Raw genomic sequence first — 22,861 nt, forward strand, 5'->3', positions numbered from 1 at the left:
AGCGGTTCTCGACGCCGGAGCCGTGCCTGGCTCTATGGGAGACTGGCTCGGATGACCCTCATGCTACCGGCGATCCCGCCGTCGTCCCGGAGCATCACCGGGGTGGCGCACGACCTGTTCGGCGCCCTGGACGGCCGTGAAGGCGTGTTGCCGGCCGTGCGGTCGGTCGTGCTCGTGGTCATGGACGGCCTCGGCGCGATCCCGCTGCGGGGCCACGCGGGTCACGCCCGGCGGCTGACCGGCGCGATGACGAAGAAGGACGTGCTCTCCAGCGTGTTCCCGTCCACGACGGCGGCCGCTCTCACGAGCCTGCTCACCGGAGTGGATCCGGGGCGGCACGGTCTGGTCGGCTACGAGGTCAGGGATCCCCGCACAGGTGTTCTCGTGAACCAGCTCTCCGGCTGGGAGAAAGCACGCGTGGATCCGGCTGAATGGCAGCGCACGCCCACCGTCTTCGAGACCGCGTCTGATTCAGGACGCCCCGCGTTCGCCGTGGGGCTCGCCGAATACTCGGGCAGCGGCTTCTCCGCGGCGACCCTGCGCGGCGCTGCGTTCCGCTCCGCAGGCACCGCGGCGGAGCGCGTGGCGCTGGCCCTGAGCCTCGCCGAGGAGCACGAGGGCTCACTCGTGTACTGCTACCTCCCCGAGGTCGACAAGGCAGGGCACAAGCACGGCATGGCGTCCGCGGAGTGGGTCGCCGCGCTCGAAGAGCTGGACGCTGCGATCCCGACGCGCATGCCGGACGGCGTGGGTGTGCTCGTCACCGCAGACCACGGCATGGTCGACGTCCCTCGCACCAGGCATCTCATCCTCGACGAGGGCAGTCGCCTCCACGACGGTGTCTCGGCGATCGCGGGGGAGCCGCGCATGCTGCACGTGTATCTGGAGGATCCCGCCCGCACCGATGAGATCGCGGCTGCCTGGGCCGCAGGGGTCGAGGGCGCCGCGGATGTGCTCACGAGGACGCAGGCCGTCGAGGGCGGGCTGTTCGGATCCGCGCCCACCGCGGAAGCGCAGGAGCGGGTCGGTGATCTCGTCGTGCCGGCGCGGGGACTGTGGGCGCTGTACGACGGCACTGCGGACGATCAGCGCTCGCAGGGCATGATCGGCCAGCACGGTTCGCTCACCCCCGAGGAGTTGCGCGTGCCACTGCTCCGCTTCGGCGCGTTCGCGCGCTGAACCGCAGGAGCGCCGAGCGCTCTCCGCGAGTGCGCGGCAGTCGGCCCTACGGGGCCTCAGTCGTCGCTGCGCGCTCCGAACACGATCTCGTCCCAGGACGGCATCTCGCGCCGGCGACGCCGCGGTCCTGAGTCGTCGATCGCCACGGGCGCCGGGGAGTCCTCGGGCTCAGGATCGGGCTCGTAGCCGGGCTCCAGGGCCTCGAACAGGGCGAGCGGGCGGGTATCCTCCGGCTCCTCCTCGACCGAGGGGCGCGCTTCGCGCTGGCCGCGGCGGCGACGCAGGGCCTCCAGCAGATCGGCGGTGTCGGACGGCGTCGACGGAGCGAACGACGCGCTGCGCGTGGCCGCCTCCTGGGCGTTCGACGAAGTCTGCGGGTGGCGTGCGGACCTCGGCTCAGGGGCCTCGGTTACGCCGTCGTCCTCCGCTGCGGCGGGGGCGGCAGGGGCCGGGACGAGACGCGGTCCGAACGCTCCCGAGTCGAAGCGGGTCTCGTCCTTGTACGGAGACGAGCGATCCTTGTCGAGCGCGCGGAGCCGGGGGATCAGGCCCTCGGGCAGAGCGCCCTGGCGTGACAACTGCGTGGCGTCGGCGTTGAGCGGCGCGAGCGCGCTGCGTCGCGGATCGAAGCTCCATCGGGCGTCGTGCTCGACGTCGTTCGCGCGGAACTCGAGCTTGATCACCCAGCCCGTGTCGTCCTTCCAGCTCGCCCAGCGCTCGTCGGCGGCCGCGAGGTCGGCGAGCTTGGCGCGGATCGCGACGCCGAAGGTGGGCTGCGCATCCGGCTCGACCTCGCTGCCGATCAGCACGGGCACGGCGAGGGCTTGACCGACGATGTGCTCGCGCTCGGCGAGCACCGGGCTCTCGAAGCGCTGCACTGCCTCGAGCGCGACGCCGAGAAGCTCGGCCACCTCGGTGGCGGACATCCCGGCGCGGATGTGCGCCTGGATCTCGCGAGGACTCGCGGCCAAAGGCGGCGCCTTCTCCTCGCGGCCCGCCTTGGCTCGGCGCAGTTCCGCGCGCAGCACCTCGTCGATCGGGAGCGCGAATCGCTCTCCCGACTCGGTGGCGAGGACGAGGACGTCGTCTTCCGCGCCGACGATCGTGACGTGTTCCATGGCTTCAGCCCCTCAGAATGAGTGTCGGTTCATGGTGTCATGCACTGCGCGTACGGCCGGGAATATCGCGGGCGTGCCGCCAGTTCTGATGCGCAGAGAGAGTGGCATTTGCGATTTGGACGCATGTCATGCAAACTATGGGCCGCCGAACACCCCCGGCACCCGCCACTCGCAGGATGAAAGTGGAGATCCACCCCATGGCAACCGATTACGACGCCCCGCGCAAGAGCGAAGACGAGAGCGAGTCGATCGAGGCTCTCAAGGAGCGCGTCCCCGACAAGCTGTCGGGCTCGATCGACGCCGAAGACTCGGACAACCCCGGCGGATTCGATCTTCCGGGAGCCGATCTCTCCGACGTCGAGCTCGACGTCGTGGTGCTGCCCCCGCAGGAGGACGAGTTCACCTGTGTCAGCTGCTTCCTCGTGAAGCATCGTTCGCAGCTCGACCACGAGGACAAGACAGGCCCGATCTGCAAGGAATGCGCGGCCTGATTCCTCTTCGCTGCTCGCGCCCGGACCATTTCGGTTCCGGGCGCGTTCTGCGTTCTCCGGCGTCCGCCGTCAGCGAACGCGAATCCGAGCCGGCGGCCGTTCGCGCCGGTGCCGGCTCAGGCCTTGCCGGTGCCGTTTCAGGACCGGGGGCTCGCCGAGGCGCGGGCCGCGTCGATCGCGGCAGCCAGGCGGTCCGGCGTGCGGGAGGAGATCGTCCAGCTCGGCGCGGGGTCCGCAGGATCCGTGTTCGGCACCACGACCACGCCGTCGATGCCGCCGCGGATGAGATGCCAGCCGCGGGCGGGGAGACCGGGGCCGCGGGCCTGGCGGGCGTCCTCGCCGGTGCGGATCTCTGGCTCGCCCAGCCAGGAGGCGTCGATCCAGGCGCGACCGGCGCGCAGCACGTTCTGCTCGACAGCGACGCGCGGGGATCCGGCGATCATCAGCGCGATGATCGCGAGCGTCGCGATCACGCCGACGACGAGCGCGATGCCGGACCCGGCAGGCACGAAGACGAGGGTCAGCATGGGGCCGCCGAGGGCCGCGGCCAGGAACAGCCACAGACTGGGCGCGAGACGTTCGCGGTAGCGGACGGCCGCGGATGCGGCCCCGGCTTCGCGTGCTGCGTTCTGCATTAGCCTCTTTCCGTGACCGATTCCGTGGACGTTCCCATTATCGCGCCCCAGCTTCCCGTCTACGCCCATCCCGGCGACGCGGGGGCCGACCTCATCTCGACCCAGGCCCTGCGGCTCGAGCCGGGGCAGCGGGCGCTCGTGGGCACCGGAGTGAGCATCGCGCTTCCCGAGGGCTTCGCGGCGTTCGTCGTGCCGCGCAGCGGTCTTGCCGCGAAGCACGGCATCACCGTCGTCAACTCCCCGGGAACGGTCGACGCGGGCTATCGCGGCGAGATCAAGGTGAGCCTGCTGAACACGGACAGCAATGCGGCGTACGATGTCGCGGTCGGTGATCGGATCGCCCAGCTGATCGTCATGCCCGTCACCCGAGCCCGGTTCATCCCGGTCGACGCGCTGGACGAATCGGTGCGCGGAGCAGGCGGATTCGGATCCACCGGCTATCAGACCCAGAGCCAGGAGAACGCATGAGTGACGACACCACGTCCGGGATCGAGCCCGCGGACGACGCCCAGGAGGCCTCCGTCCACGACCGCGCGGTCGACGGCCCGTTCGACGAGAGCGAGGCCAACCCGGTCCGTCCCTACATCGACCTCGGCGCCATCAAGATCCTCCCGCGAGAGGGGCTGAACCTGCGCCTCGAGGTCGAGGAGCAGACGCAGCGCATCGTCGCCGTGGGCCTCGACTACGCCGATTCGACCCTGCAGGTCCAGCCGTTCGCGGCGCCGCGGACGAGCGGCCTCTGGGACGAGACCCGCGCGCAGATCCAGGAGCAGATCGCCCAGCAGGGCGGCACCGTCACCGAGCGCGAGGGTGCGCTCGGGTCCGAGCTCCTGGCCGAGATCCCGGCCGTCGCCGGCGACACCGCCGTCACGCGCCTCGCCCGGTTCGTGGGCGTCGACGGCCCGCGCTGGTTCCTGCGTGGCGTGATCGGCGGAGCCGCGGCATCCGACGAATCCGCGGCGGCCGCCGTCGAGGATCTGTTCCGGTCGATCGTCGTGGTCCGCGGCGGGGCGCCCATGCCCCCGCGTGACCTCATCCCGTTGCGCATGCCCGCAGCCCCCGGCACGGCGTGAGCACGTCGCGGCCCGAGGAGCCGGAGCGCACGTCCGACGCCGCGCCTGCGGAGCAGTACGCGCCGCCACCGGCGCCCGACGCCGCGCAGAGCCTCGGAGCAGCGCTCGGCGGAGCCGCGCAGCGCCTGGGCATCGACCCGAGCTCCGGTGCGAGCACCGGGCACATCGTGTGGAGCGCGATGGGCGGGTGGCGCGGGGTTCTCGAATCCGTTCTGCCCAGCGCCGCGTTCCTCATCATCTACACGCTGCGACCTGAGCCGCTCTGGCTGTCGCTGGTCGTATCGGTCGGGCTCGCCGCGGTCTTCTCGGTGATCCGTCTGCTGCAGCGCTCGCCCGCCGCGTCGGCGCTCGGCGGACTTGTCGCCGTGGCCGTCGCCGCGGGGCTCGCGCTGTGGACGGGGCGCGGCCAGGACAACTTCGTCCCCGGCTTCTTCACCAACGCCGCTTACGGCACCGTGCTGCTCGTCTCGGCGCTCGTCGGATGGGCCCTCATCGGCCTCGCCGCCGGCTTCCTCATGGGGGACGTGCGCGGGTGGCGGACCGACAAGCGCAAGCGCCGCGCGTTCTTCTGGATCACGATCGCCTGGGCCGCGCTGTTCTACGCGCGACTCGGCGTCCAGCTGCCGCTGTACTTCTCCGGGAACGTGCAGGCACTGGGCACGCTGAAGCTCGTGATGGGGCTGCCGCTGTTCGCGCCGATGGTCGCCGTCACGTGGTTGCTGGTGCGCGCGCTGTACCCGCCGAAGCAGGACGCCGACACGCGCCAGGAGTGAGTCCGCGCGCCGGTCGCCGTGCTAGATTTATCTTGACGTCAAGATAAATCGACACCTTTCGCTCGCTTGTCCGCGGGAGCAGACTGGTAAGGCCCGCCTTGCTAGCCGCGCGGGGGAGCGGGCGAGCAAGATGGAGTCGCCTGTCGCTTCCATCCGAACAGAAGGAGACGGATCCGTGTCCACGGTGAACAGCTTCGGTGCCAAGAGCACCCTGACGGTCGGCAGCACCGACTACGAGATCTTCCGGATCGACACGGTCGAAGGTTTCGAGAAGCTCCCGTTCAGCCTCAAGGTCCTCCTGGAGAACCTGCTTCGCACCGAGGACGGCGCGAACGTGACGAAGGCTCAGATCGAGGCTCTCGGCTCCTGGGACCCCGCGGCTCAGCCCGACACGGAGATCCAGTTCACGCCGGCGCGCGTCGTCATGCAGGACTTCACCGGTGTGCCCTGCATCGTCGACCTCGCCACCATGCGCGAGGCCGTCACGGCACTCGGCGGCGACCCGAACAAGATCAACCCGCTGTCGCCGGCCGAGATGGTCATCGACCACTCCGTCATCGCCGATCTGTTCGGACGACCCGACGCGATCGAGCGCAACGTCGAGATCGAGTACGAGCGCAACGGCGAGCGCTACCAGTTCCTGCGCTGGGGCCAGACCGCCTTCGACGACTTCAAGGTCGTCCCCCCGGGCACCGGTATCGTGCACCAGGTCAACATCGAGCACCTGGCGAAGGTCATCTACGACCGCTCCGTCGACGGCGTGCTGCGCGCTTACCCCGACACCTGCGTCGGCACCGACTCGCACACCACCATGGTCAACGGCCTTGGCGTGCTGGGCTGGGGCGTCGGCGGCATCGAGGCCGAGGCCGCGATGCTCGGCCAGCCCGTGTCGATGCTCATCCCGCGCGTCGTCGGCTTCAAGCTGACCGGTGAGATCCCGGCCGGCGTCACCGCGACCGACGTCGTGCTCACGATCACCGACATCCTCCGCAAGCACGGTGTGGTCGGCAAGTTCGTCGAGTTCTACGGCGCCGGCGTGGCCTCCGTGCCGCTGGCCAACCGCGCCACGATCGGCAACATGTCGCCGGAGTTCGGTTCGACCGCCGCGATCTTCCCGATCGACGACGTCACTCTCGACTACCTCCGTCTGACCGGACGCGACGAGCAGGCCGTGGCCCTCGTCGAGGCGTACGCGAAGGAGCAGAAGCTCTGGCACGACGCCGCGAACGAGCCCGCCTTCAGCGAGTACCTCGAGCTCGACCTCTCGACGGTCGTTCCCTCGATCGCCGGCCCGAAGCGCCCGCAGGACCGCATCCTGCTGTCCGAGTCGAAGGCGCAGTTCGAGAAGGACATCCTGAACTACGCGACCGGCCCGATCGACATCGCGGACTCCGGTTCCTTCCCCGCGTCGGATCCCGGATCCGTCCCCGGCGAGGAGGTCGAGACCAACGAGATCCCGACGCTCTCCTCGGGTTCCCCGAAGGCCGCTTCCAAGCCGGTCAAGGTGAAGACGCCGGACGGGCAGAAGTACATCCTCGACAACGGCGCTGTGACGCTCGCGGCGATCACGTCGTGCACCAACACGTCGAACCCGTCGGTCATGATCGCCGCCGGTCTTCTGGCCCGCAACGCCCTCGCCAAGGGACTGAAGCAGAAGCCGTGGGTCAAGACCACGCTCGGCCCCGGTTCCAAGGTCGTCACCGACTACTACGAGAAGTCCGGCCTCGACAAGGACCTCGAGGGCCTCGGCTTCTACACGGTCGGTTACGGCTGCACGATCTGCATCGGAAACTCCGGTCCGCTGATCGACGAGGTGTCCGCTGCGATCAACGAGCACGACCTCGCGGTCACGGCCGTCCTCTCCGGCAACCGCAACTTCGAGGGCCGGATCAGCCCCGACGTGAAGATGAACTACCTCGCCAGCCCTCCGCTGGTCGTGGCCTACGCCCTGGCCGGGTCGATGAACTTCGACTTCGACACCCAGGCGCTGGGCACCGACGGCGACGGCAACGACGTGTTCCTCAAGGACGTCTGGCCCGACCCGACCGAGGTGCAGCAGATCATCGACTCGTCGATCTCGCGCGACCAGTTCATCAAGCAGTACGCCACCGTGTTCGATGGCGACGAGCGCTGGACGAGCCTGCCCACGCCGACCGGCCCGATCTTCGAGTGGGACGCCGACTCGACCTACGTGCGCAAGGCGCCGTACTTCGATGGCATGGAGGCGACCCCGGCTCCCGTCACCGACATCAGTGGCGCACGCGTGCTGGCGACGCTCGGCGACTCGGTCACCACCGACCACATCTCCCCGGCCGGCAACATCAAGGCCGGCACGCCCGCGGCCCAGTACCTCACGGAGCACGGCGTCGCGCAGAAGGACTTCAACTCCTTCGGCTCCCGTCGTGGCAACCACGAGGTGATGATCCGCGGCACGTTCGCGAACATCCGCCTGAAGAACGCGCTGGTCAAGGCCGTCAACGACGGTCAGCAGATCGAGGGCGGCTTCACCCGCGACTTCACCCAGGCCGGTGGCCCGCAGGCGTACATCTTCGACGCCTCGACCAACTACCAGGAGCAGGGCACCCCGCTGGTGATCTTCGGCGGCAAGGAGTACGGATCCGGATCCTCCCGTGACTGGGCGGCGAAGGGCACCAACCTCCTCGGCGTCAAGGCGGTCATCACCGAGAGCTTCGAGCGGATCCACCGCTCGAATCTGATCGGCATGGGCGTCGTCCCGCTGCAGTTCCCGGCGGGCGAGTCGTGGGAGTCGCTCGGCCTCGACGGCACCGAGATCGTCTCGATCGCGGGCCTGGAGGAGCTGAACAACGGCACCACCCCGAAGACGGTCAAGGTCACCGCGACCCCGAGCGAGTTCTCGCCCGAGGGCAAGCAGCCCATCGAGTTCGACGCGGTCGTCCGCATCGACACCCCGGGTGAGGCCGACTACTACCGCAACGGCGGCATCCTGCAGTACGTGCTGCGTTCGCTGGTCTGATCCACGCGCACGAGTCGGGGCCGGTTCCTTCGGGAGCCGGCCCCGTTCGCGTGTCCGGACTCGCGGCTGACGCGTCTCGGCATCGGCCCCGCCCTGCGACACCTGCACGACCTCGCGACACGTGCAGGGCCTGATCGCCGAGTCGATCGTGCATTCGTCGCGCGATCGTGCAGACGTCGCGCGCGTCAGTTCTTCTTCGGCGGGAGCGGCGGTGGCGGATCGTCCGGGGCGAGTTCGGTGGCGATCTGCCGGAACAGCCGGTCGCTCGAGTTGTCGTAGATGCCATTCGCGTCGAAGGCGCCGGGGAGGAAGGTCGTGGCCACGGCGACCGCCATCTTCTTCGAGGGCAGATACGGCTCGGTGGCGCTGTACCCGCTGAGCAGCGGGTTCTGCAGCTGCCAGGATCCGGATCGCACCACCCCGAGTCCGTAGTTGTAGCCGTTCACCTGGGTGAAGCACGACCCGGCGCAGGCGGGCAGCGGCGTCCCGAAGCCGATGAGCTTCGAGTCGGTCATCTCATGGAAGCTCTTCGAGGAGAGCAGCTTGCCGGTGCCCACGGCGACCGCGGTCGTCGCCATGTCGGTGATCGTGGTGGTCTCAGCCGCACCGATCGGCGTGCCCCAAGCGGGGTTCCAGAAGGTCGACTCCTCGGTGAAGGGCATCGTCGGAGGGATGCCCAGGGCCACGCGGCGTTCCGAGCTGTAGGCGTGCAGCACCGGTTCCGGCACGGTCGCCGTGGTGTAGCCCGCGGTCTGCGTCAGGCCCATCGGGCCGAGGACCTTCTTCTGCAGCAACTGGTCCAGGGGAGCGCCGCCGATCATCGAGAGGATGTGGCCGAGGATCATGAAGTTGGTGTGCGCATAGCTCCAGTTGGTTCCGGGCTCGAACTGCAGGGGGCGATTGAACGCGTCCTTCAATCGCTCCTCGAACGTGAACTCATGGAACGGGTCGGCGTTGTACGCCGCGGTCCACCCCGGGTCTGTCTCGAAATCGGGGTAACCCGTGGTCTGGTTCGTCAGCATCCTGAGGGTGACCTTGTTCGCCTCGGGCAGGCTGGGCATCCACTTGTCGACCGTGTCGTCGAGGGCGATCTTGCCCTCGTCGACGTACTCCAGGAGCAGCGTGGAGACGTACTCGAACGCCACGGCGCCGTTGCGGAAATGCATGTCGGTGGTGGCGGGGACCCCGGTCATCGAGTCCCCGTACGCCTGCATGGCCACGACCTTGCCGTCGACCGTGACCCGCACGATCACGGCCTTGAGGCTGTCGGCCTTCATCGCGTCGCGGACGATCGCGTCGACCCGTTCGTTCTGGACGGTCGGAGGTGCGGCTGATCCATTCGCCGCGGGCGCGGCCGCGCCGGCCGGGCGCCAGATGATCCAGCCGATGGCCACGACCAGCGCGATGACGGCTGCGCCGGCGACGATCAGCGCCGTTCGCCGTCCGGGTGCGGTACGAGATGCCGGTGTCTGCGCGTTCACGTTCGTCCTCTCGGATCCAGAATCGTGGAATGCCCGAGCGCACCGGCGGACGGGTCGGGTCCGCCTGTCCTACGGTGCACGGAGACGATTGCTCGCGTCCCCGTGCTCGCCTGCGCTGAGCATAGACCCGTGTTCGTTCCGCGATCAACGCTCTCCAGGGGCTGCATTCGGCGGCGTGTCACCGGCCGTTCGCGCGGAGGGCGGGATCCGTCGCACGTCGCATCGCGCTCTCGCGACCGTGCGCCGGCTGAGCACCCAGGTGAGCAGGCCGCCGAGTGCGAAGGCGGCGCCGAGAACGGCGGATCCGCTCCATCCCGACACCGCGTAGATCGCGGTGGTGGCGGTCGCACCGAGCGCGGAGCCGAGCGAGTAGAAGATCATGTAGCCGCCGATGACGCTACTGGTCTGTCGGGGATACGCCGCGGTGAGGAGGCTCTGGTTGCTGACGTGCGCCGCTTGGACCGCGAAGTCCAGGACGATCACGCCGACGAACACTAGGAACAGTGACCAGGGCGCCTGTGCGGAAGCGATCCACGACACCGCAAGCAGTGCGAGTGAGACGCCGGTCACCAGGTCTGCTCGACCCGCATCCGCCCATCGGCCGGCGCGCATCGCCCCGAGCGCTCCGACGAGCCCGGCGACGCCGAACGCGCCGATCTGGGCTGGGGTCAGCTGCCAGGGATCGGCGGACAGCGGCAGAGCGAGTCCGCTCCAGAGGGTGCCGAAGGACGCGAACAGGAAGAACGCGATCAACCCGCGCGAGAGGAAGAGCGGTTCGCGGAAGAGCCGCCCGAGAGAGGTCAGCACCCCGCGATAGGTCTCCCGATGCGACCGCGGGTTCGCCGGCAGCCGCCTCAGGACCAGCAGGGAGAGCGCGACGAGCAGCAGGGTCAGCCCGAGGTAGACGCTTCGCCAGCCCCAGAGGTCCGCGACGACGCCGGCGAGCACACGCGCGCCGAGTATTCCGAGGATGACGCCGGAGGTGACGGTCCCCAACGTGCGACCACGCTCCGCCGGGCTCGAAAGATCGGCCGCGAACGCCACGGTGGTCTGGACGACGACCGCGAACAGGCCCGTGACGGCGAGACCGGCGAGAAGCATCCACCACGTGGGGGATAACGCCGCCATCAGCGTGCCGACAGCGGCGAGGAGCAGCTGCATCCCGATCAGCCGGCGTCGATCCCGCATGTCGCCGAGCGGGACCAGAACGGCCAGGCCGACCACGTAGCCGACCTGTCCTGCGGCCACGATCCACCCCACCTCGGACTCCGGCACGCCCAGATCTCGGCCGATCTGCGCGAGCACCGGCTGTGCGACGTAGATCGTCGCGACGGCGACGGCGCAGACCGCTGCGAGCAGGATCCTCCGGCCTGACCTGATGCGCACGTGATCTCCAATCAGTAGTGAATTGCAACTGATCGGAGACTACGGCAGACTGGTTTCGATCTGCAACTCATTAGGAGGCGCGATGAACCCGACGGCCCACATCCACGAGGCGGCCTGGACCGACCCCACCTGTCCGGTCGCGCGCACGCTCGACATCGTCGGCGACCGGTGGAGCCTGCTGATCATCCGCGACGCGATGGACGGTGCACGATCGTTCACCGACTTCCAGCAGCGCACCGGGGTCGCTCGCAACATCCTCACCGACAGGCTCCGTCGCCTCGTCGATCGCGGGGTCCTCCGGCAGGAGCCTGCGGCCTCCGGGCGCCGCCAGGTCTACGTGCTCACCGACGTCGGCCGCGACCTCTTCACCGTCATCGTGGCGATGCGTCAGTGGGGAGAGAGGCACATGTTCGCGCCGGGCGAGGCGCACTCCGTCCTCGTGGATGGGGCCGGTCGCGCCATCGCCCCGTTGCGTCCCGTCGACGCGAACGGTGACGGCATCGACATCGACACGACCACCGTCATCGGACGCGGCTGATCGGCATCGGTTCTCCCCGTACTCGCGACCTCAGGCGGTCGGCCCCACGTACCGGGACGAGGGGCGGAGGATCTTGCCGTCCTGCACCTGCTCGCAGGCGTGCGCACCCCAGCCGATCAGACGCGCCGAGGCGAAGGTCGGCGTGAACAGCTCCCGAGGGATCCCGCACGCCTCCATGACGACCGCAGCGTACAGTTCGACGTTCGTGCGCAGAGCGCGGCCGGGCTTGAGCTCGTCCAGCACGCGCAGCACGGTCTGCTCCACCGTCACGGCGAGGTCGACCCGGTCCGAGGCCAGTCCGTCGGTGCGCAGCTGCTGGACGACGCCGCGCAGCAGTCGGGAACGGGGATCCTCGGTGCGATAGACCGCGTGCCCGAAGCCCATGATCCGCCCGCCGTTCTGCACGCGCTCGCGCACCCATGCCTCCGCGTGCTCCGGGGCGCCGATCTCGTCCAGCATGTCCAGCGTGCGCGCGGGTGCGCCGCCGTGCAGCGGCCCCGACAGGGCGCCAAGTGCGCCGCCGACGCACGAGGCGAGGTCGGCCCCGGTCGATGCGATCACCCGCGCCGTGAACGTCGAGGCGTTGAAGCCGTGATCGATCGCCGCCGTCAGATATGTGGCGAGGGCGGTGGCGAGACGGGCGTCGGGCGCGGTGCCCGTGAGCATGCGCAGGTAGTCGGAGACGGGGTCGAGCTCCGCGTCCGGCGCGATCGGATCCTGTCCCTGGCTCCACCGGTGCAGCGCCGCGATCAGGGACGGCGCGACGGCGGCGAGACGGATCGTGTCGTCGGCGCGCTCCTCGTCGGTCTCGTCGTAGAGGGCGCGCTGTCCGTCCGCGGCGGAGACGAGAGCGAGCCCGGTGCGCAGCTGGGCCATGGGATCCAGACCCGAAGCCGCGATCGCCGACAGCGGTCCGTGCAGGTGCTCCGGGATCGCCCGCGCCGCGGTCGTGCGGGCGCGGAAAGCGGCGGCGCCCGCGTCGTCCTGAGGCAGAGCACCGAGCGCGACAAGGCTCCAGGCGTCCTCGAACCGCGCCGCGGCGGCCAGCTCCACTCCAGACACACCCCGGTAGTGGAAGAACCCCTCCTCGCCGCGCACGTCGCCGACCGCGGTCTCTGCGACGACGACGTTCGTGAGGCCTCGCGGGACGTCGATGAGATGCGTGTCGTTGCGATCGATCGTGATGGCCATGTCGGCTCCTCTCTGGCGAGTCGCGGGTGGCGGCTCTTTTCTGTTCGGAGTCGCGATGCGGCTCTTCGCTCACGATGCATAATGGATCCGGCTATCGTCAATGTTGATCGAATCAATGAGGGGCGGCGGAAATGGACGCGCTCACAGCGGCGCAGACCGCGGCGCGCCTCGGCGTGCGGACCGAGACGCTCTACGCCTATGTCTCCCGAGGGTTGATCGCACGGGAGCGCGGGGCGCACGGCTCCCTTTTCGATCCTCTCGAAGTCGAGCGCTTCGCCCGTGCTCGCCGCCGGGTGACCTCTCCCTCGCACGGCGCGGCACGCGTGGCCGGCGCCGACGGGAGCCCGCTGGCGGTGATCGACACCGACATCGCGTTGATCGAGGACGGCGAACTCTGGATCCGCGGCGTGCCGATCGACGAGCTGGTCGCAGGGGAGGGCGAGGCTCCGAGGTTCGACGCCGTCGTGCGCTGGCTCTTCGCACGCACGGATCTGCCGCCTCGGGACGCTCCACCGCTCGAGGGGCCGGGGAGCGCAGCGGCGAGTCGCGTGCTCGCCGCGCTGCCGCCCGGAGCCGGCGCCTTCAGTCGTCTCCTCGCCGCGGTCGCGGCTCTCGCCGCGGACGACCCGGAGCGCTACGACCTCCGCCCCGAGACGGTGGCCCGAATCGCGACCCGTCTCGTCGCCGGGCTCGTGGACGCGCTCCCGCTGCTCGGCTCAGAGAAGGAGCGCATCGACGGGGCGTCGACGGCAGCCGACATGTCGGTGGCCGCGCGACTCTGGCCCCGTCTCACCGCCCTCCCTGCGACGCCTGCCCGGGTGCGGGTGCTGGACGCCACGCTCGTACTCCTCGTCGACCACGACATGGCCGCGTCGACGCTCGCCGCGCGGGCCGCGGCGTCCGCGCGGGCGCATCCCTACGCCGTCGTCGCAGCCGGTTTCGGCGCGCTCGATTCGGCCCTGCACGGTGCAGTGAGCGTCGCGGTGCACGCGCTCCTGCGACAGGTGCAGGACGGCGCGGATCCCGCTGCGGCGGTGGCGACCGCGACGCGTCTCGGCGGAGCGGGGATCCCCGGATTCGGGCAGCTGCTCTACCCGGACGGCGATCCGCGGGCGCGGCTGCTGCTGCAGGTGATGCGGGAGGCGGCGGATCCGCGGGCCGACGCAGCACTGCGCCTGGCGGAGCAGGTCTCCGCCGTCGTGCACGCCAGGACCGGTCTTCATCCCACCGTCGATCTGGCGCTGGCCGTCATGGCGCTGGCCTGGGAGATGCCCGCCGACGCCGGGGAGACCGTGTTCGCCGTCGCACGTTCCGCGGGCTGGTGCGCGCATGCGCAGGATGAGTACGGGCGCGCCCCGCTGCGGCTGCGGCCGATCGGCCACTACGTCGGCCCGGATGCGGCGGATCTCCAGCGGCCCGGGAGCAATGCTCGGTAGGCTGGATCGGTGCTGCGGGCTCCGGTCCGCCGCTCTCTATTGGCTTCAGGAGGCAGACACGGTGGCGATCCTTCCCGGTATCTCCGGTCCCCGCGACCTCGATCGGCTCACCCCCGAGCAGCTCGCCGAGTTGGCCGCGGAGGTTCGATCGTTCCTGATCGAGAACGTCGCCCGTACCGGTGGACACCTGGGGCCGAATCTCGGGGTCGTCGAGCTCACGATCGCTCTGCACCGGGTGTTCTCCTCGCCGGACGACCCGATCATCTTCGACACCGGGCATCAGTCCTACGTGCACAAGCTGCTCACGGGGCGTCAGGACTTCTCCGCGCTGCGCTCGCGCGGGGGACTGGCCGGCTACCCGCAGCGCTCGGAGAGCCCGCACGACGTCGTCGAGTCCTCGCACGCCTCGAGTTCGCTGAGCTGGGCCGACGGGATCTCCAGGGCCTTCACGGCGACGGGCCGGGAAGACCGTCACGTCGTCGCGGTCGTCGGCGACGGGGCGCTCACCGGTGGCATGACCTGGGAGGCGCTCAACAACATCTCCGACGACAACGAACGCAATCTCGTGATCGTCGTCAACGACAACGGCCGTTCCTACGCGCCCACGATCGGCGGCATGGCGCGGTACATGAACCGCGTGCGGACGGCGGGCGTCTACCGCGACCTGCATCGCAAGTCCGATCGATTCTTCCGAGCCTTCGGCCCCGTGGGCCGTGCGTTCTACCGAGGCGTCCGCGGCGGCACGCACGGCTTCCTCTCGCGCTTCTCGAACAACGAGGAGCTGTACTCGAACCTCGACATCAAGTACCTGGGTCCCGTCGACGGCCACGACATCCCCTCTCTGATGGAGGCGCTGCAGCTCGCGAAGGACTACGGCGCGCCGGTCATCGTGCACGTCATCACCGAGAAGGGCCGCGGCTATCAGCCCGCGCTCGATGACGAGGCCGACCAGTTCCACGCGGTCAACAAGATCGACCCGAAGACGGGAACGCCCCTCGCCGCGAGCGGCACGGGGTGGACCGACGTGTTCGCCGATGCGCTCGTCGACCTCGGCGCGCGCAGGCCCGAGGTCATCGCGATGACCGCGGCGATGCTGCGTCCCACCGGGCTCGCGCCGTTCGCCGAGCGCTTCCCCGACCGCGTCTACGACGTGGGCATCGCGGAGCAGCATGCGGTCACCGCGGCTGCGGGCCTCGCCTACGGCGGCCTGCACCCGGTCGTCGCGTTGTACGCGACGTTCATGGGCCGCGCGTTCGATCAGGTGCTGATGGACGTCGGGCTGCACCGCGCCGGAGTGACGTTCGTGCTGGATCGGGCGGGTGTCACCGGTCCCGACGGCCCGAGCCACCATGGCCTGTGGGACCTCTCCATGCTGCAGATCGTGCCGGGGATCCGCATCGCGGCGCCCCGTGACGCTGAGCGCCTGCGCGAAGAGCTGGAGGAGGCCGTCGCCGTCGACGACGCGCCCACGGTGATCCGCTATCCGAAGGGCGCAGTGGCCCCGGAGATCCCCGCGATCGAGCGCCTGCACGACGGGGTGGACGTGCTGTCCCGCGGTGAGGGCGAAGACGTGCTGCTCATCGGGATCGGGCCGTTCGCGACCCTCGCCCTCGATGTGGCGGACCGGCTCAAGGCGCAGGGGATCGGCGCGACCGTGATCGACCCGCGCTGGGCCATCCCGGTGCAGCCCTCTGTCGTCGAGCTCGCCGCTCGGCACCGCCTCGTCATCACGCTCGAGGACGGCATCCGCGTCGGTGGCGTCGGAACTCGTGTGCGTCAGGTGCTCCGCGAGGCCGGCATCGACACCGCGGTCGACGAGCTGGGCCTGCCGGACGAGTACATCGATCACGCGAGCCGTGAGCAGATCCTCGAGGACGCCGGGCTCACCGCCGGCAAGATCGCGCAGGACGTGGTCGCGCAGGTGCTCGGCACTCGTGTTCCGATCGCCCGCCCGACCGGCGAGGTGCCCCTGCACACGGGGACGGTCGAGATCGTGACGAGCATCCGCGCGGAGCACGGCGCGGAGGAGCGCCGGCGGCGCTGAAGGCGACCTGAGGTCGCGCCTTCAGCGATCGCTGTGCGGAGCAGATCCTGGTGACTCGGTGCCGACGCTGACCGCGCCGTCCGACCGGCGCCGGAACCACCGCAGCGGCTTGAGCCCGCGATCCTTGCGCAGCGCGAGCGATGCCGTCCTCGCCCAGGCCAGCGGGATCGCAGCCGCGCCCGACACGAATCCGGCGATGACGAAGGCGGGCAACGGCGTCAATTGGTCCACGTGCAGGATGTGGGCCACAGCGAAGGACACCGCACCGCAGAAGACGATGCCGAACGCGCACCACGCCAGAAGGTGGTTGCGGAACGCGGGTATGCGCACCATCCAGCGACCCACCATGTAGGCCGGGCACACGCCGATCAGCAAGGCGAGAAGGCTGATCGGCACCGCGTAGATCATGACCAGCATCGAAACGCTGAACGCGCCCGAGAGGGCGGAGCTCGCGCGACCCGGTTCATCGATCATGCTCGTCACGCCGTGGGCGAGGCTGAGCAGTACTGAGGCGATCGCGAACAGCGCGACGTGCAGTGCAACCGCACGTGCCGCCCCGCTGGCGAATTCTCCCCCGTCGAACCCCATGGGTTCCTCGGGCGTCCGCGGTGACGCAGCACGCGGGTCGCTCATGGCTGCACTTCCGAGATCCGGTCGAGCGGGGTGCCGAGACTCTGGGGCTGTCATGCCACGACCCCCGGGAACGTCCACGCGCATCGTGCCGTGATACCGCGATCGGCGTTCAGCGCCCGCGCCGCGGTGAATCTCCAGGCGAGAGGGAACGCGATCGCCCCGGCCAAGGCGCTCGGGAGGGCGATCGTGAGCAAGCCGACCATTCCCAAGAACAGCAACGCGAGGAAAGAACCCGCCGCGCCGACGATGAGGCCGAGGACCGCGTTGACGGCGATGTGCCCGGCGGGGTGGGCGAAGCGTTCGCATATGCGGTTGAGCGCATATGTAGGCAGTGCAAAGAGGAGGAATGTGGGGATGCTGAGGACGGCGCCCACGACCGCGAGCATCACCGCCACGATGAGACGGGACGGGACATCCGACATCGAGCAGGAGACGGAGGATGCATAGGTGGGGCAGCCGAAGATGCTCAGCGCAGCGAACATCAGTGCCGGCAGGAGGAGGAGGGTCAGGCCCCACGCGAGCAGCGCGCCGTTGACGAACTCCTCCGTGGTGAACGCCATCGGCTTCTTGGGCGTCCGCGGCGACGCAGCCCGCTCGTCGCTCATGGCCGCACGTCCGCGATCTGGTCGAGGAGATCGCGGGTCACGCCGCGGACACCGGGGACGCGCAGGAACGGGAGCGCGACGGCGAACAGCCTGCAGGCCCAGACGGCCCCGCGGCTCAGCTCGGCAGCGGTGAACGCCATCGGCCGCTCCGGAGTGCGCGGCGACCCGACCGCGCTCATCGGACGAAACCGATCGAGCCCGCATCGACCAGAGACCGACGGCGCGCATCTCGTCGCAGCGCGATCCGAGCGGTGATATTCCAGCCCGTGGGAAGAGCCAGAGCCACAGCGATGGCGACCCCGATGGCGAACGGTCGCATCGGATCCACCCAGAGGAACCGGCAGAGGACCCACCAAGCCAGGCCGATCCCCGCGCCGAGGATGAGGAACATCGCGCTATGGACATAGACGTTGTCCGTACGGCGAAGTCCATTGCCGACACCAAGTCCGAGCGGCGCCAGGACGCATGCGAGCACGAAGGAGAACGGGGCGATGAACAAGAACGAATTCCCGACTCGTGACCAGAAGAGCGCCTCACCCGTCAGCCCGTTGAAGGACTCGTAGACCAGCCCCGGGACGGGCGTCGCTGCGTCGACCGCGTACGCGAGCTCGGCACCGAGAACGAAGATGATCCACGCGAACGCCGTGCCACGGATGAACTCCTGGATCGTGAACGCCATCGGCTCGCTGGACGTGCGCGGTGATGCGAAGACAGAGGCGCTCATGGCCGCACGTCCGCGATCTGGTCGAGGAGATCGCGCGTTACGCCGCGGACACCGGGGACACGCAGGAACGGGAGCGCGACGGCGAACAGCCTGAGGCCGGTGTCGAGGAGACGCGTCGTCTTCGCCTGGTCCGGCGACTCGTCATAGGTCCACCGGAGGATGAGCGCCAGATACATCGGGAAGATCGCCTCGGGCAGGCGCTCGACGATGTCGTCCGGCACACGATGCGACGCGCCTTCGACGACCTCGCGGAGCAGACCGATGGTCATCTCGCGCGCGGGAGACGACTCCACGGACAGGGGGTTGATCGGGGAGTCGGGGGAGACCATCGCGCTGAGGAAGCCCGGTGCCACGGCGCGGTAGGCGCCGACCGTCTCCAGGCCGGTCTCGAAGAACACGCGCAGTCGGTCCACGAGGCCGGTCACCCCCGTCAGTCGCGGACGCGCGGCGGCACCGTGATCCCGCTGCTGCTGGTCGTAGAGCTCTTGGACCAGGTGCTCCTTGGAGGGGAAGTAGTAGTACGCGTTCCCGACCGAGACACCGGCCTCCTTGGCGATCAGCCGGATCGTGGTGTCCGGGTACCCGCGCTCCACGAACGAGGCCATCGCGGCCGCGCGGATCCGCGCTCTCGTCGCCTCGGCCTTCGGGGTGAGCGGCTTGGCAGTGGCGTCCGACTCTGAACTGAACATGTTCAAAGAATAGCGCGAGGCGAGCCTCACGTCCATTGCGAAGCCCTGGCAGGCGTCGCGATCGAGTCAGTCGGGATCTGCGAGCGTCTCTGCGACGAGCTGCGCGACCGCGGCTTCGGCGCGGGCGCGGTCGTCGTCCACGAGCCCGATGCGCGTGCGCCGGTCCAGGACGTCGTCGGCGGTCATGGCGCCTTCCGCGCGCACGGCGAACTCGACCTCGGCGCGCGTCACGCCGATGCCCTGCGCGATGGGTTCCCTGGGATCCGCGCAGCGGGCGCGGGTCAGCACCAGTCCCGCCTCGGCGCCGTACCGCCAGTCCAGGTCGCTTCTGGGGCGGCTCGGAGAGGCCAGTGCGCCGACCAGGGGCAGGGCTGCGGTGCGGCACGGCGCCGCGGGCAGGTTCGAGAGCGCGACAGCGCGATCCACCGCGTCCTCGGCCATGCGGCGGTACGTGGTGAGCTTGCCGCCCAGGACGTTCACGAAGCCGCCCTCGGAGACGGCCACGAGGTGCCGCCGGGAGATGTCCGCGGTCGAGGCGTCACCCGTGTCGACGAGCGGTCGCAGCCCGGCGTACGCGCCGCGCACCTCATCGCGGCGGATCGGCGTCCTCAGCGCGCGGTTGAGGACTTCCAGCAGGAACGCGATCTCCGGTTCCGTGGGGGCCGCGACCGAGGGGACCGGCCCCGGTGCATCCTCGTCGGTGAGGCCCACGACGACGCGGCCGAGCTGCTGGGGCAGTGCGAACACGAACCGGCTGATGGACCCGGGGTGCGGCACGGTGAGTGCTGCAGATGGATTGCCGAGTGCGGCGGCGTCCAGAACGATGTGTGTTCCGCGACTCGGGCGCATGCGGATCGAGTCGTCGAGCGCTCCGGCCCAGACGCCCGTGGCGTTCACGACCGCGCGAGCGCGGATGTCGAACCGCTCCCCGGTGAGCGCGTCCTCGAGGGATGCGCCCTCATGGCGCAGTCCGAGCGCGCGCACCCGGGTGAGGATCCGTGCGCCGAGCGACGCAGCGGTCCGCGCCACGGCGACGACGAGCCTGGCATCGTCGATGAGCTGCCCGTCGGCTGCGAGCACCGCGCCCCGCAGCCGGTCGGTCTGCACGGAGGGCGCCATCCGTGCGGCCGCGCGCGCGCTGACGAACCGCGGTGCCGGAAGCACGGCATGAGGCGTGCGCACCCGCAGGCGCAGCAGATCCCCGAGCGCGAAGCCCACGACGCCCGTGGCGCGCTGCGTCATCGTCACGGCGGGGGAAAAGGGGAGCAGCTGCCCCATCGGGCGGATGAGATGCGGTGCGATGCGGGTCATCAGCAGGTGGCGTTCGATCGCGCTCTCCCGGGCGGTGGCGACATCTCCGGTCGCGAGATAGCGCAGTCCGCCGTGTACGAGCTTCGAGCTGAAGCGACTTGTGCCGTACGCGAGGTCCTCCGCCTCGACGAGCACGACCGACAGTCCGCGGCTCGCCGCGTCCAGGGCCACGCCGACGCCCGTGATTCCGCCGCCGACCACGAGCAGATCGACGCGATCCGCCGCTGACCGGACGAGCTCGTGCTCCCGCCGCGCCGCGGTCAGCCGCGAGGATCCGCTCATGGCCGGAGCAGGCCTTCGACGGCGGCGCGCAGTTCGCGTTCGAAGGAGGATTCGTCGATCAACTCGCTCACCGTCCCATGCGAGAGCAAGGCGGATTGCGCTACGAGCAGCAGCATCACCGCCATCGCCTGCGGGTCGTCGCCGCGTACTGAGCCATCGTGCTGGGCGGCGCGGATCGCGACGGCGAGCCATCCGAGGATCGCGCGCTGACTGGATCCGACCCGCTCGAGCGTGTAGCGGGTGAACGCCTCCGGCTCCTCGGTCAGGAGGTGCCGGTAGACGTGATCCGAACGGAACAGTGCGGCGAACCGCAGGACGTCGTCGACGATCGCGGCGCGCGTCGTCGCCGGCGCGGGGAATCGGTCGAGGATGAGGGCCACGCGGCGCAGCAGCGCGGCCCGGACCACGTCGTCGGCATCGGACCAGTTCCGGTAGACGGTCGGGCGGCTCACGCCCGACCGCCGGGCGAGCTCGGCGATCGTCATGCCGCGCACGCCCCGGGTCGCGATGAGCGCGTCCGCAGCATCCAGGATCCTGGTCTGAGTGGCATCCCAGGTGGGGAGGACGACCCCCGGAATCGCTTGACGTTTTGTCATGATCTGTCACACTGTAACGCATGACTCACGAGAGCGGCAGAGGCGCCGACGATCCGAGCTCCGAGGCGGCGCAGATGCGCTGGAACGGCTGGGGAGACCCGGATCGTGCAGCGGAACTGCCCTTCGCCGTGCGGTCGCTGCTGCCGCTTCTGCTCGGGCGGATCCGCCGTCCCGAGCCCGCGGTGGCCCTCGCCGACGTCCGACTGAGCCCCTCTGCGTTCACGTCGGAGGACGCGGACGTCTTCGCCGCGGTCCTCGGGGTCGATCAGGTGCGGACGGATGCGGAGTCCCGCGTCCGGCACGCCGGCGGGCGGTCCACGCCCGACCTGCTGCGCCGCCGTGACGCGGTGCAGGCGGCGCCGGACGCGGTGCTGCAGCCCCGCGATCACGACGAGGTCGTCGTGTGCCTGCGGCTCGCTGCCGAGCGCGACATCGCCGTGATCCCCTTCGGCGGCGGCACCAGCGTGGTGGGCGCCCTCGACCCCGAGCGCGGTGGCCATCGCGCGGTCGTCAGCCTGGACCTCGGCCGCATGAGCGGGCTGCTCGGCTACGACGCCGTGAGCGCCGAGGCGGTGCTGGCTGCCGGGACCACGGGTCCGGAGGCCGAGCGGCTGCTTGCGCAGCACGGCATGGAGCTCGGGCACTACCCGCAGAGCTTCCGGTTCGCGACGATCGGCGGGTTCGCCGCCGCCCGGTCGTCGGGGCAGAACTCGGCCGGGTACGGACGCTTCGACACGATGGTCACGGGGATCCGCGTCGCGACGCCGACCGGTGACATCGAGCTGGGACGGTCGCCGGGCAGCGCGGCGGGCCCCGACCTCGTGCGGTTGTTCCTCGGATCCGAAGGCATCTACGGGGTCATCACCGAGGTCAGGGTGCGGGTGCATCCCGTGCCGGTCGAGCGTGTGATGGAGTCGTGGGCGTTCGCCGACTTCGCGACCGGTGCGGCGGCACTGCGCGCCGTGGCGCAGCTCGGCAACGGGCCCACGGTGATCCGCCTGTCGGATGAGGCGGAGACGAGCGTGAGTCTCGCCCAGGTCGGCAAGATCGGCAAGGCCCTCGCCAGGGGTGCGAGCGTCGTTACCGTGTTCGAGGGAGACGACGTTGCCGCGCGCCGGGCGCGCACGGCGGGGCTGCTGCAGGCGGCCGGAGGCACCTCATCGGGCGAGGGCCCGTCCGAGGACTGGCTGCGCACCCGATTCGACGGGCCCTACCTGCGCGACGCGCTGCTCGACGCCGGCGTGTTCTGCGAGACGCTGGAGACCGCCACGACCTGGTCGCGCCTCGAGGGGCTGCGCGAGGCGGTGACGCGCGCGCTCAAGAGCGGTTTCGCCGACGCGGGGCGCAAGGCGTTCGTGATGTGCCACGTCTCGCACGTGTACCCGACAGGGGCGTCGCTCTACTTCACCGTGCTGGCGCCGCTCGGCGCCGACGCCCTGGCGGCGTGGGACGGTATCAAGCACCGCGTCGGCGACGCCATCATGGCAGCAGGCGGCACGATCAGCCATCACCATGCGGTGGGTCGCGATCACGCGCCCTGGCTCGGCGAGGAGATCGGCGAGACCGGCCTGCGGATCCTCGCCGCCGTCAAGCGCGAACTCGATCCCGAGGGGATCATGAATCCCGGAGCGGTGCTCGGCGCGGCGACACCCGTCCCCGCACGGGCCGCGGGAGCCTGAGA

22 protein-coding genes are annotated in these 22,861 nt (G+C 70.1%); 10 read left to right on the plus strand and 12 right to left on the minus strand.

Annotated features, from left to right (window positions below; translation table 11 throughout):
- Window positions 1–51: 51 nt before the first annotated feature.
- The gene (locus tag RS86_RS14515) at window positions 52–1,179 is read left to right on the plus strand and encodes an alkaline phosphatase family protein (protein WP_045272997.1); all 1,128 of its coding nucleotides are present in this window, start codon (window positions 52–54) and stop codon (window positions 1,177–1,179) included.
- Window positions 1,180–1,235: 56 nt separating this feature from the next.
- On the opposite strand, the gene sepH is transcribed toward RS86_RS14515, so the two are convergent.
- Window positions 1,236–2,297, minus strand: a complete 1,062-nt coding sequence (gene sepH, locus RS86_RS14520; RefSeq protein ID WP_045272998.1) for a septation protein SepH — start codon at window positions 2,295–2,297, stop codon at window positions 1,236–1,238.
- 197 nt (window positions 2,298–2,494) lie between these two features.
- Here sepH and RS86_RS14525 point away from each other — a divergent pair, with 197 nt between their 5' ends.
- Window positions 2,495–2,788: a DUF4193 domain-containing protein gene (locus RS86_RS14525; RefSeq protein WP_045272999.1), complete on the plus strand. Its 294-nt coding sequence runs from the start codon at window positions 2,495–2,497 to the stop codon at window positions 2,786–2,788.
- Window positions 2,789–2,925: 137 nt separating this feature from the next.
- Here the strand turns inward: RS86_RS14525 and RS86_RS14530 are convergent, their stop codons facing one another.
- The gene (locus tag RS86_RS14530) at window positions 2,926–3,423 is read right to left on the minus strand and encodes a DUF3093 domain-containing protein (RefSeq protein ID WP_045273000.1); all 498 of its coding nucleotides are present in this window, start codon (window positions 3,421–3,423) and stop codon (window positions 2,926–2,928) included.
- A 12-nt stretch (window positions 3,424–3,435) separates the two neighbouring features.
- Here RS86_RS14530 and dut point away from each other — a divergent pair, with 12 nt between their 5' ends.
- The 4 genes from dut (at window position 3,436) to acnA (ending at window position 8,264) form a co-directional block, all read left to right on the plus strand.
- Window positions 3,436–3,891 carry a dUTP diphosphatase gene (dut, locus tag RS86_RS14535; protein WP_045273001.1) on the plus strand — a complete coding sequence of 152 codons (456 nt, stop codon included), beginning with the start codon at window positions 3,436–3,438 and terminating at the stop codon, window positions 3,889–3,891.
- Complete coding sequence (locus RS86_RS14540; protein WP_045273002.1) at window positions 3,888–4,496, plus strand: DUF3710 domain-containing protein; 609 nt, start codon at window positions 3,888–3,890, stop codon at window positions 4,494–4,496. Before dut ends, RS86_RS14540 begins: the two co-directional genes overlap by 4 nt.
- Complete coding sequence (locus RS86_RS14545) at window positions 4,493–5,269, plus strand: DUF3159 domain-containing protein (protein ID WP_045273003.1); 777 nt, start codon at window positions 4,493–4,495, stop codon at window positions 5,267–5,269. Before RS86_RS14540 ends, RS86_RS14545 begins: the two co-directional genes overlap by 4 nt.
- Before the next feature lie 130 nt (window positions 5,270–5,399).
- A complete protein-coding gene (gene acnA / locus RS86_RS14550) occupies window positions 5,400–8,264 on the plus strand; it encodes an aconitate hydratase AcnA (RefSeq protein WP_200892818.1) in 2,865 nt (954 codons plus the stop codon).
- Between the two features lie 185 nt (window positions 8,265–8,449).
- Here the strand turns inward: acnA and RS86_RS14555 are convergent, their stop codons facing one another.
- Window positions 8,450–9,745: a serine hydrolase domain-containing protein gene (locus RS86_RS14555; RefSeq protein ID WP_200892819.1), complete on the minus strand. Its 1,296-nt coding sequence runs from the start codon at window positions 9,743–9,745 to the stop codon at window positions 8,450–8,452.
- A gap of 144 nt (window positions 9,746–9,889) precedes the next feature.
- Entirely contained in the window at window positions 9,890–11,131 is a 1,242-nt protein-coding gene (locus RS86_RS14560; RefSeq protein ID WP_045273005.1) for an MFS transporter, read from the minus strand.
- Between the two features lie 82 nt (window positions 11,132–11,213).
- Between RS86_RS14560 and RS86_RS14565 the strand changes: the two genes are divergently transcribed.
- Window positions 11,214–11,669 (plus strand): winged helix-turn-helix transcriptional regulator, encoded by a 456-nt coding sequence (locus RS86_RS14565; RefSeq protein WP_045273006.1) that lies wholly within the window; start codon window positions 11,214–11,216, stop codon window positions 11,667–11,669.
- A gap of 30 nt (window positions 11,670–11,699) precedes the next feature.
- Here the strand turns inward: RS86_RS14565 and RS86_RS14570 are convergent, their stop codons facing one another.
- Window positions 11,700–12,860, minus strand: coding sequence for a citrate synthase (locus tag RS86_RS14570; protein ID WP_152642188.1), 1,161 nt, complete (start codon window positions 12,858–12,860; stop codon window positions 11,700–11,702).
- A 131-nt stretch (window positions 12,861–12,991) separates the two neighbouring features.
- On the opposite strand from RS86_RS14570, the gene RS86_RS14575 reads away from it, so the two are divergent.
- On the plus strand, window positions 12,992–14,296 hold the full coding sequence (locus RS86_RS14575; protein WP_045273007.1) for a citrate synthase: 1,305 nt from the start codon (window positions 12,992–12,994) through the stop codon (window positions 14,294–14,296).
- Between the two features lie 61 nt (window positions 14,297–14,357).
- Window positions 14,358–16,340, plus strand: a complete 1,983-nt coding sequence (dxs, locus tag RS86_RS14580) for a 1-deoxy-D-xylulose-5-phosphate synthase (protein ID WP_045273008.1) — start codon at window positions 14,358–14,360, stop codon at window positions 16,338–16,340.
- Between the two features lie 21 nt (window positions 16,341–16,361).
- Here the strand turns inward: dxs and RS86_RS14585 are convergent, their stop codons facing one another.
- The 7 genes from RS86_RS14585 to RS86_RS14610 all read right to left on the minus strand — a co-directional run bounded on the left by RS86_RS14585 (window position 16,362) and on the right by RS86_RS14610 (window position 21,180).
- Window positions 16,362–16,928 (minus strand): hypothetical protein, encoded by a 567-nt coding sequence (locus tag RS86_RS14585; RefSeq protein ID WP_045273009.1) that lies wholly within the window; start codon window positions 16,926–16,928, stop codon window positions 16,362–16,364.
- A gap of 95 nt (window positions 16,929–17,023) precedes the next feature.
- Window positions 17,024–17,578: a hypothetical protein gene (locus RS86_RS14590; protein WP_152642189.1), complete on the minus strand. Its 555-nt coding sequence runs from the start codon at window positions 17,576–17,578 to the stop codon at window positions 17,024–17,026.
- Window positions 17,575–17,757, minus strand: coding sequence for a hypothetical protein (locus RS86_RS20445; RefSeq protein ID WP_152642190.1), 183 nt, complete (start codon window positions 17,755–17,757; stop codon window positions 17,575–17,577). Before RS86_RS20445 ends, RS86_RS14590 begins: the two co-directional genes overlap by 4 nt.
- A complete protein-coding gene (locus RS86_RS14595; protein WP_045273011.1) occupies window positions 17,754–18,302 on the minus strand; it encodes a hypothetical protein in 549 nt (182 codons plus the stop codon). Before RS86_RS14595 ends, RS86_RS20445 begins: the two co-directional genes overlap by 4 nt.
- Window positions 18,299–18,991: a TetR family transcriptional regulator gene (locus RS86_RS14600; protein WP_045273012.1), complete on the minus strand. Its 693-nt coding sequence runs from the start codon at window positions 18,989–18,991 to the stop codon at window positions 18,299–18,301. The genes RS86_RS14595 and RS86_RS14600 overlap by 4 nt, the downstream gene beginning before the upstream one ends.
- Before the next feature lie 66 nt (window positions 18,992–19,057).
- The gene (locus RS86_RS14605; RefSeq protein WP_045273013.1) at window positions 19,058–20,584 is read right to left on the minus strand and encodes a glycerol-3-phosphate dehydrogenase/oxidase; all 1,527 of its coding nucleotides are present in this window, start codon (window positions 20,582–20,584) and stop codon (window positions 19,058–19,060) included.
- Entirely contained in the window at window positions 20,581–21,180 is a 600-nt protein-coding gene (locus RS86_RS14610) for a TetR/AcrR family transcriptional regulator (RefSeq protein ID WP_045273014.1), read from the minus strand. Before RS86_RS14610 ends, RS86_RS14605 begins: the two co-directional genes overlap by 4 nt.
- 20 nt (window positions 21,181–21,200) lie before the next feature.
- Here RS86_RS14610 and RS86_RS14615 point away from each other — a divergent pair, with 20 nt between their 5' ends.
- Entirely contained in the window at window positions 21,201–22,859 is a 1,659-nt protein-coding gene (locus RS86_RS14615; protein WP_235281791.1) for an FAD-binding oxidoreductase, read from the plus strand.
- The last annotated feature ends 2 nt before the right edge of the window (window positions 22,860–22,861 follow it).

This window comes from Microbacterium azadirachtae, from assembly GCF_000956505.1.
Taxonomy (GTDB): Bacteria; Actinomycetota; Actinomycetes; order Actinomycetales; family Microbacteriaceae; genus Microbacterium; species Microbacterium azadirachtae_A.

Excerpts from the sequence above, each read along its gene's own strand:
- sepH (WP_045272998.1), bottom strand. The coding sequence starts at position 2,297 with ATGGAACACGTCACGATCGTCGGCGCGGAAGACGACGTCCTCGTCCTC.
- RS86_RS14590 (WP_152642189.1), bottom strand. The coding sequence starts at position 17,578 with ATGAGCGACGAGCGGGCTGCGTCGCCGCGGACGCCCAAGAAGCCGATG.
- RS86_RS14530 (WP_045273000.1), bottom strand. The coding sequence starts at position 3,423 with ATGCAGAACGCAGCACGCGAAGCCGGGGCCGCATCCGCGGCCGTCCGC.
- RS86_RS14575 (WP_045273007.1), top strand. The coding sequence starts at position 12,992 with ATGGACGCGCTCACAGCGGCGCAGACCGCGGCGCGCCTCGGCGTGCGG.
- RS86_RS20445 (WP_152642190.1), bottom strand. The coding sequence starts at position 17,757 with ATGAGCGCGGTCGGGTCGCCGCGCACTCCGGAGCGGCCGATGGCGTTC.
- RS86_RS14605 (WP_045273013.1), bottom strand. The coding sequence starts at position 20,584 with ATGAGCGGATCCTCGCGGCTGACCGCGGCGCGGCGGGAGCACGAGCTC.
- acnA (WP_200892818.1), top strand. The coding sequence starts at position 5,400 with ATGGAGTCGCCTGTCGCTTCCATCCGAACAGAAGGAGACGGATCCGTG.
- RS86_RS14525 (WP_045272999.1), top strand. The coding sequence starts at position 2,495 with ATGGCAACCGATTACGACGCCCCGCGCAAGAGCGAAGACGAGAGCGAG.
- RS86_RS14610 (WP_045273014.1), bottom strand. The coding sequence starts at position 21,180 with ATGACAAAACGTCAAGCGATTCCGGGGGTCGTCCTCCCCACCTGGGAT.
- RS86_RS14600 (WP_045273012.1), bottom strand. The coding sequence starts at position 18,991 with ATGTTCAGTTCAGAGTCGGACGCCACTGCCAAGCCGCTCACCCCGAAG.
- RS86_RS14565 (WP_045273006.1), top strand. The coding sequence starts at position 11,214 with ATGAACCCGACGGCCCACATCCACGAGGCGGCCTGGACCGACCCCACC.
- RS86_RS14615 (WP_235281791.1), top strand. The coding sequence starts at position 21,201 with ATGACTCACGAGAGCGGCAGAGGCGCCGACGATCCGAGCTCCGAGGCG.
- RS86_RS14515 (WP_045272997.1), top strand. The coding sequence starts at position 52 with ATGACCCTCATGCTACCGGCGATCCCGCCGTCGTCCCGGAGCATCACC.
- RS86_RS14540 (WP_045273002.1), top strand. The coding sequence starts at position 3,888 with ATGAGTGACGACACCACGTCCGGGATCGAGCCCGCGGACGACGCCCAG.
- RS86_RS14570 (WP_152642188.1), bottom strand. The coding sequence starts at position 12,860 with ATGGCCATCACGATCGATCGCAACGACACGCATCTCATCGACGTCCCG.
- RS86_RS14595 (WP_045273011.1), bottom strand. The coding sequence starts at position 18,302 with ATGAGCGCCTCTGTCTTCGCATCACCGCGCACGTCCAGCGAGCCGATG.
- RS86_RS14585 (WP_045273009.1), bottom strand. The coding sequence starts at position 16,928 with ATGGGGTTCGACGGGGGAGAATTCGCCAGCGGGGCGGCACGTGCGGTT.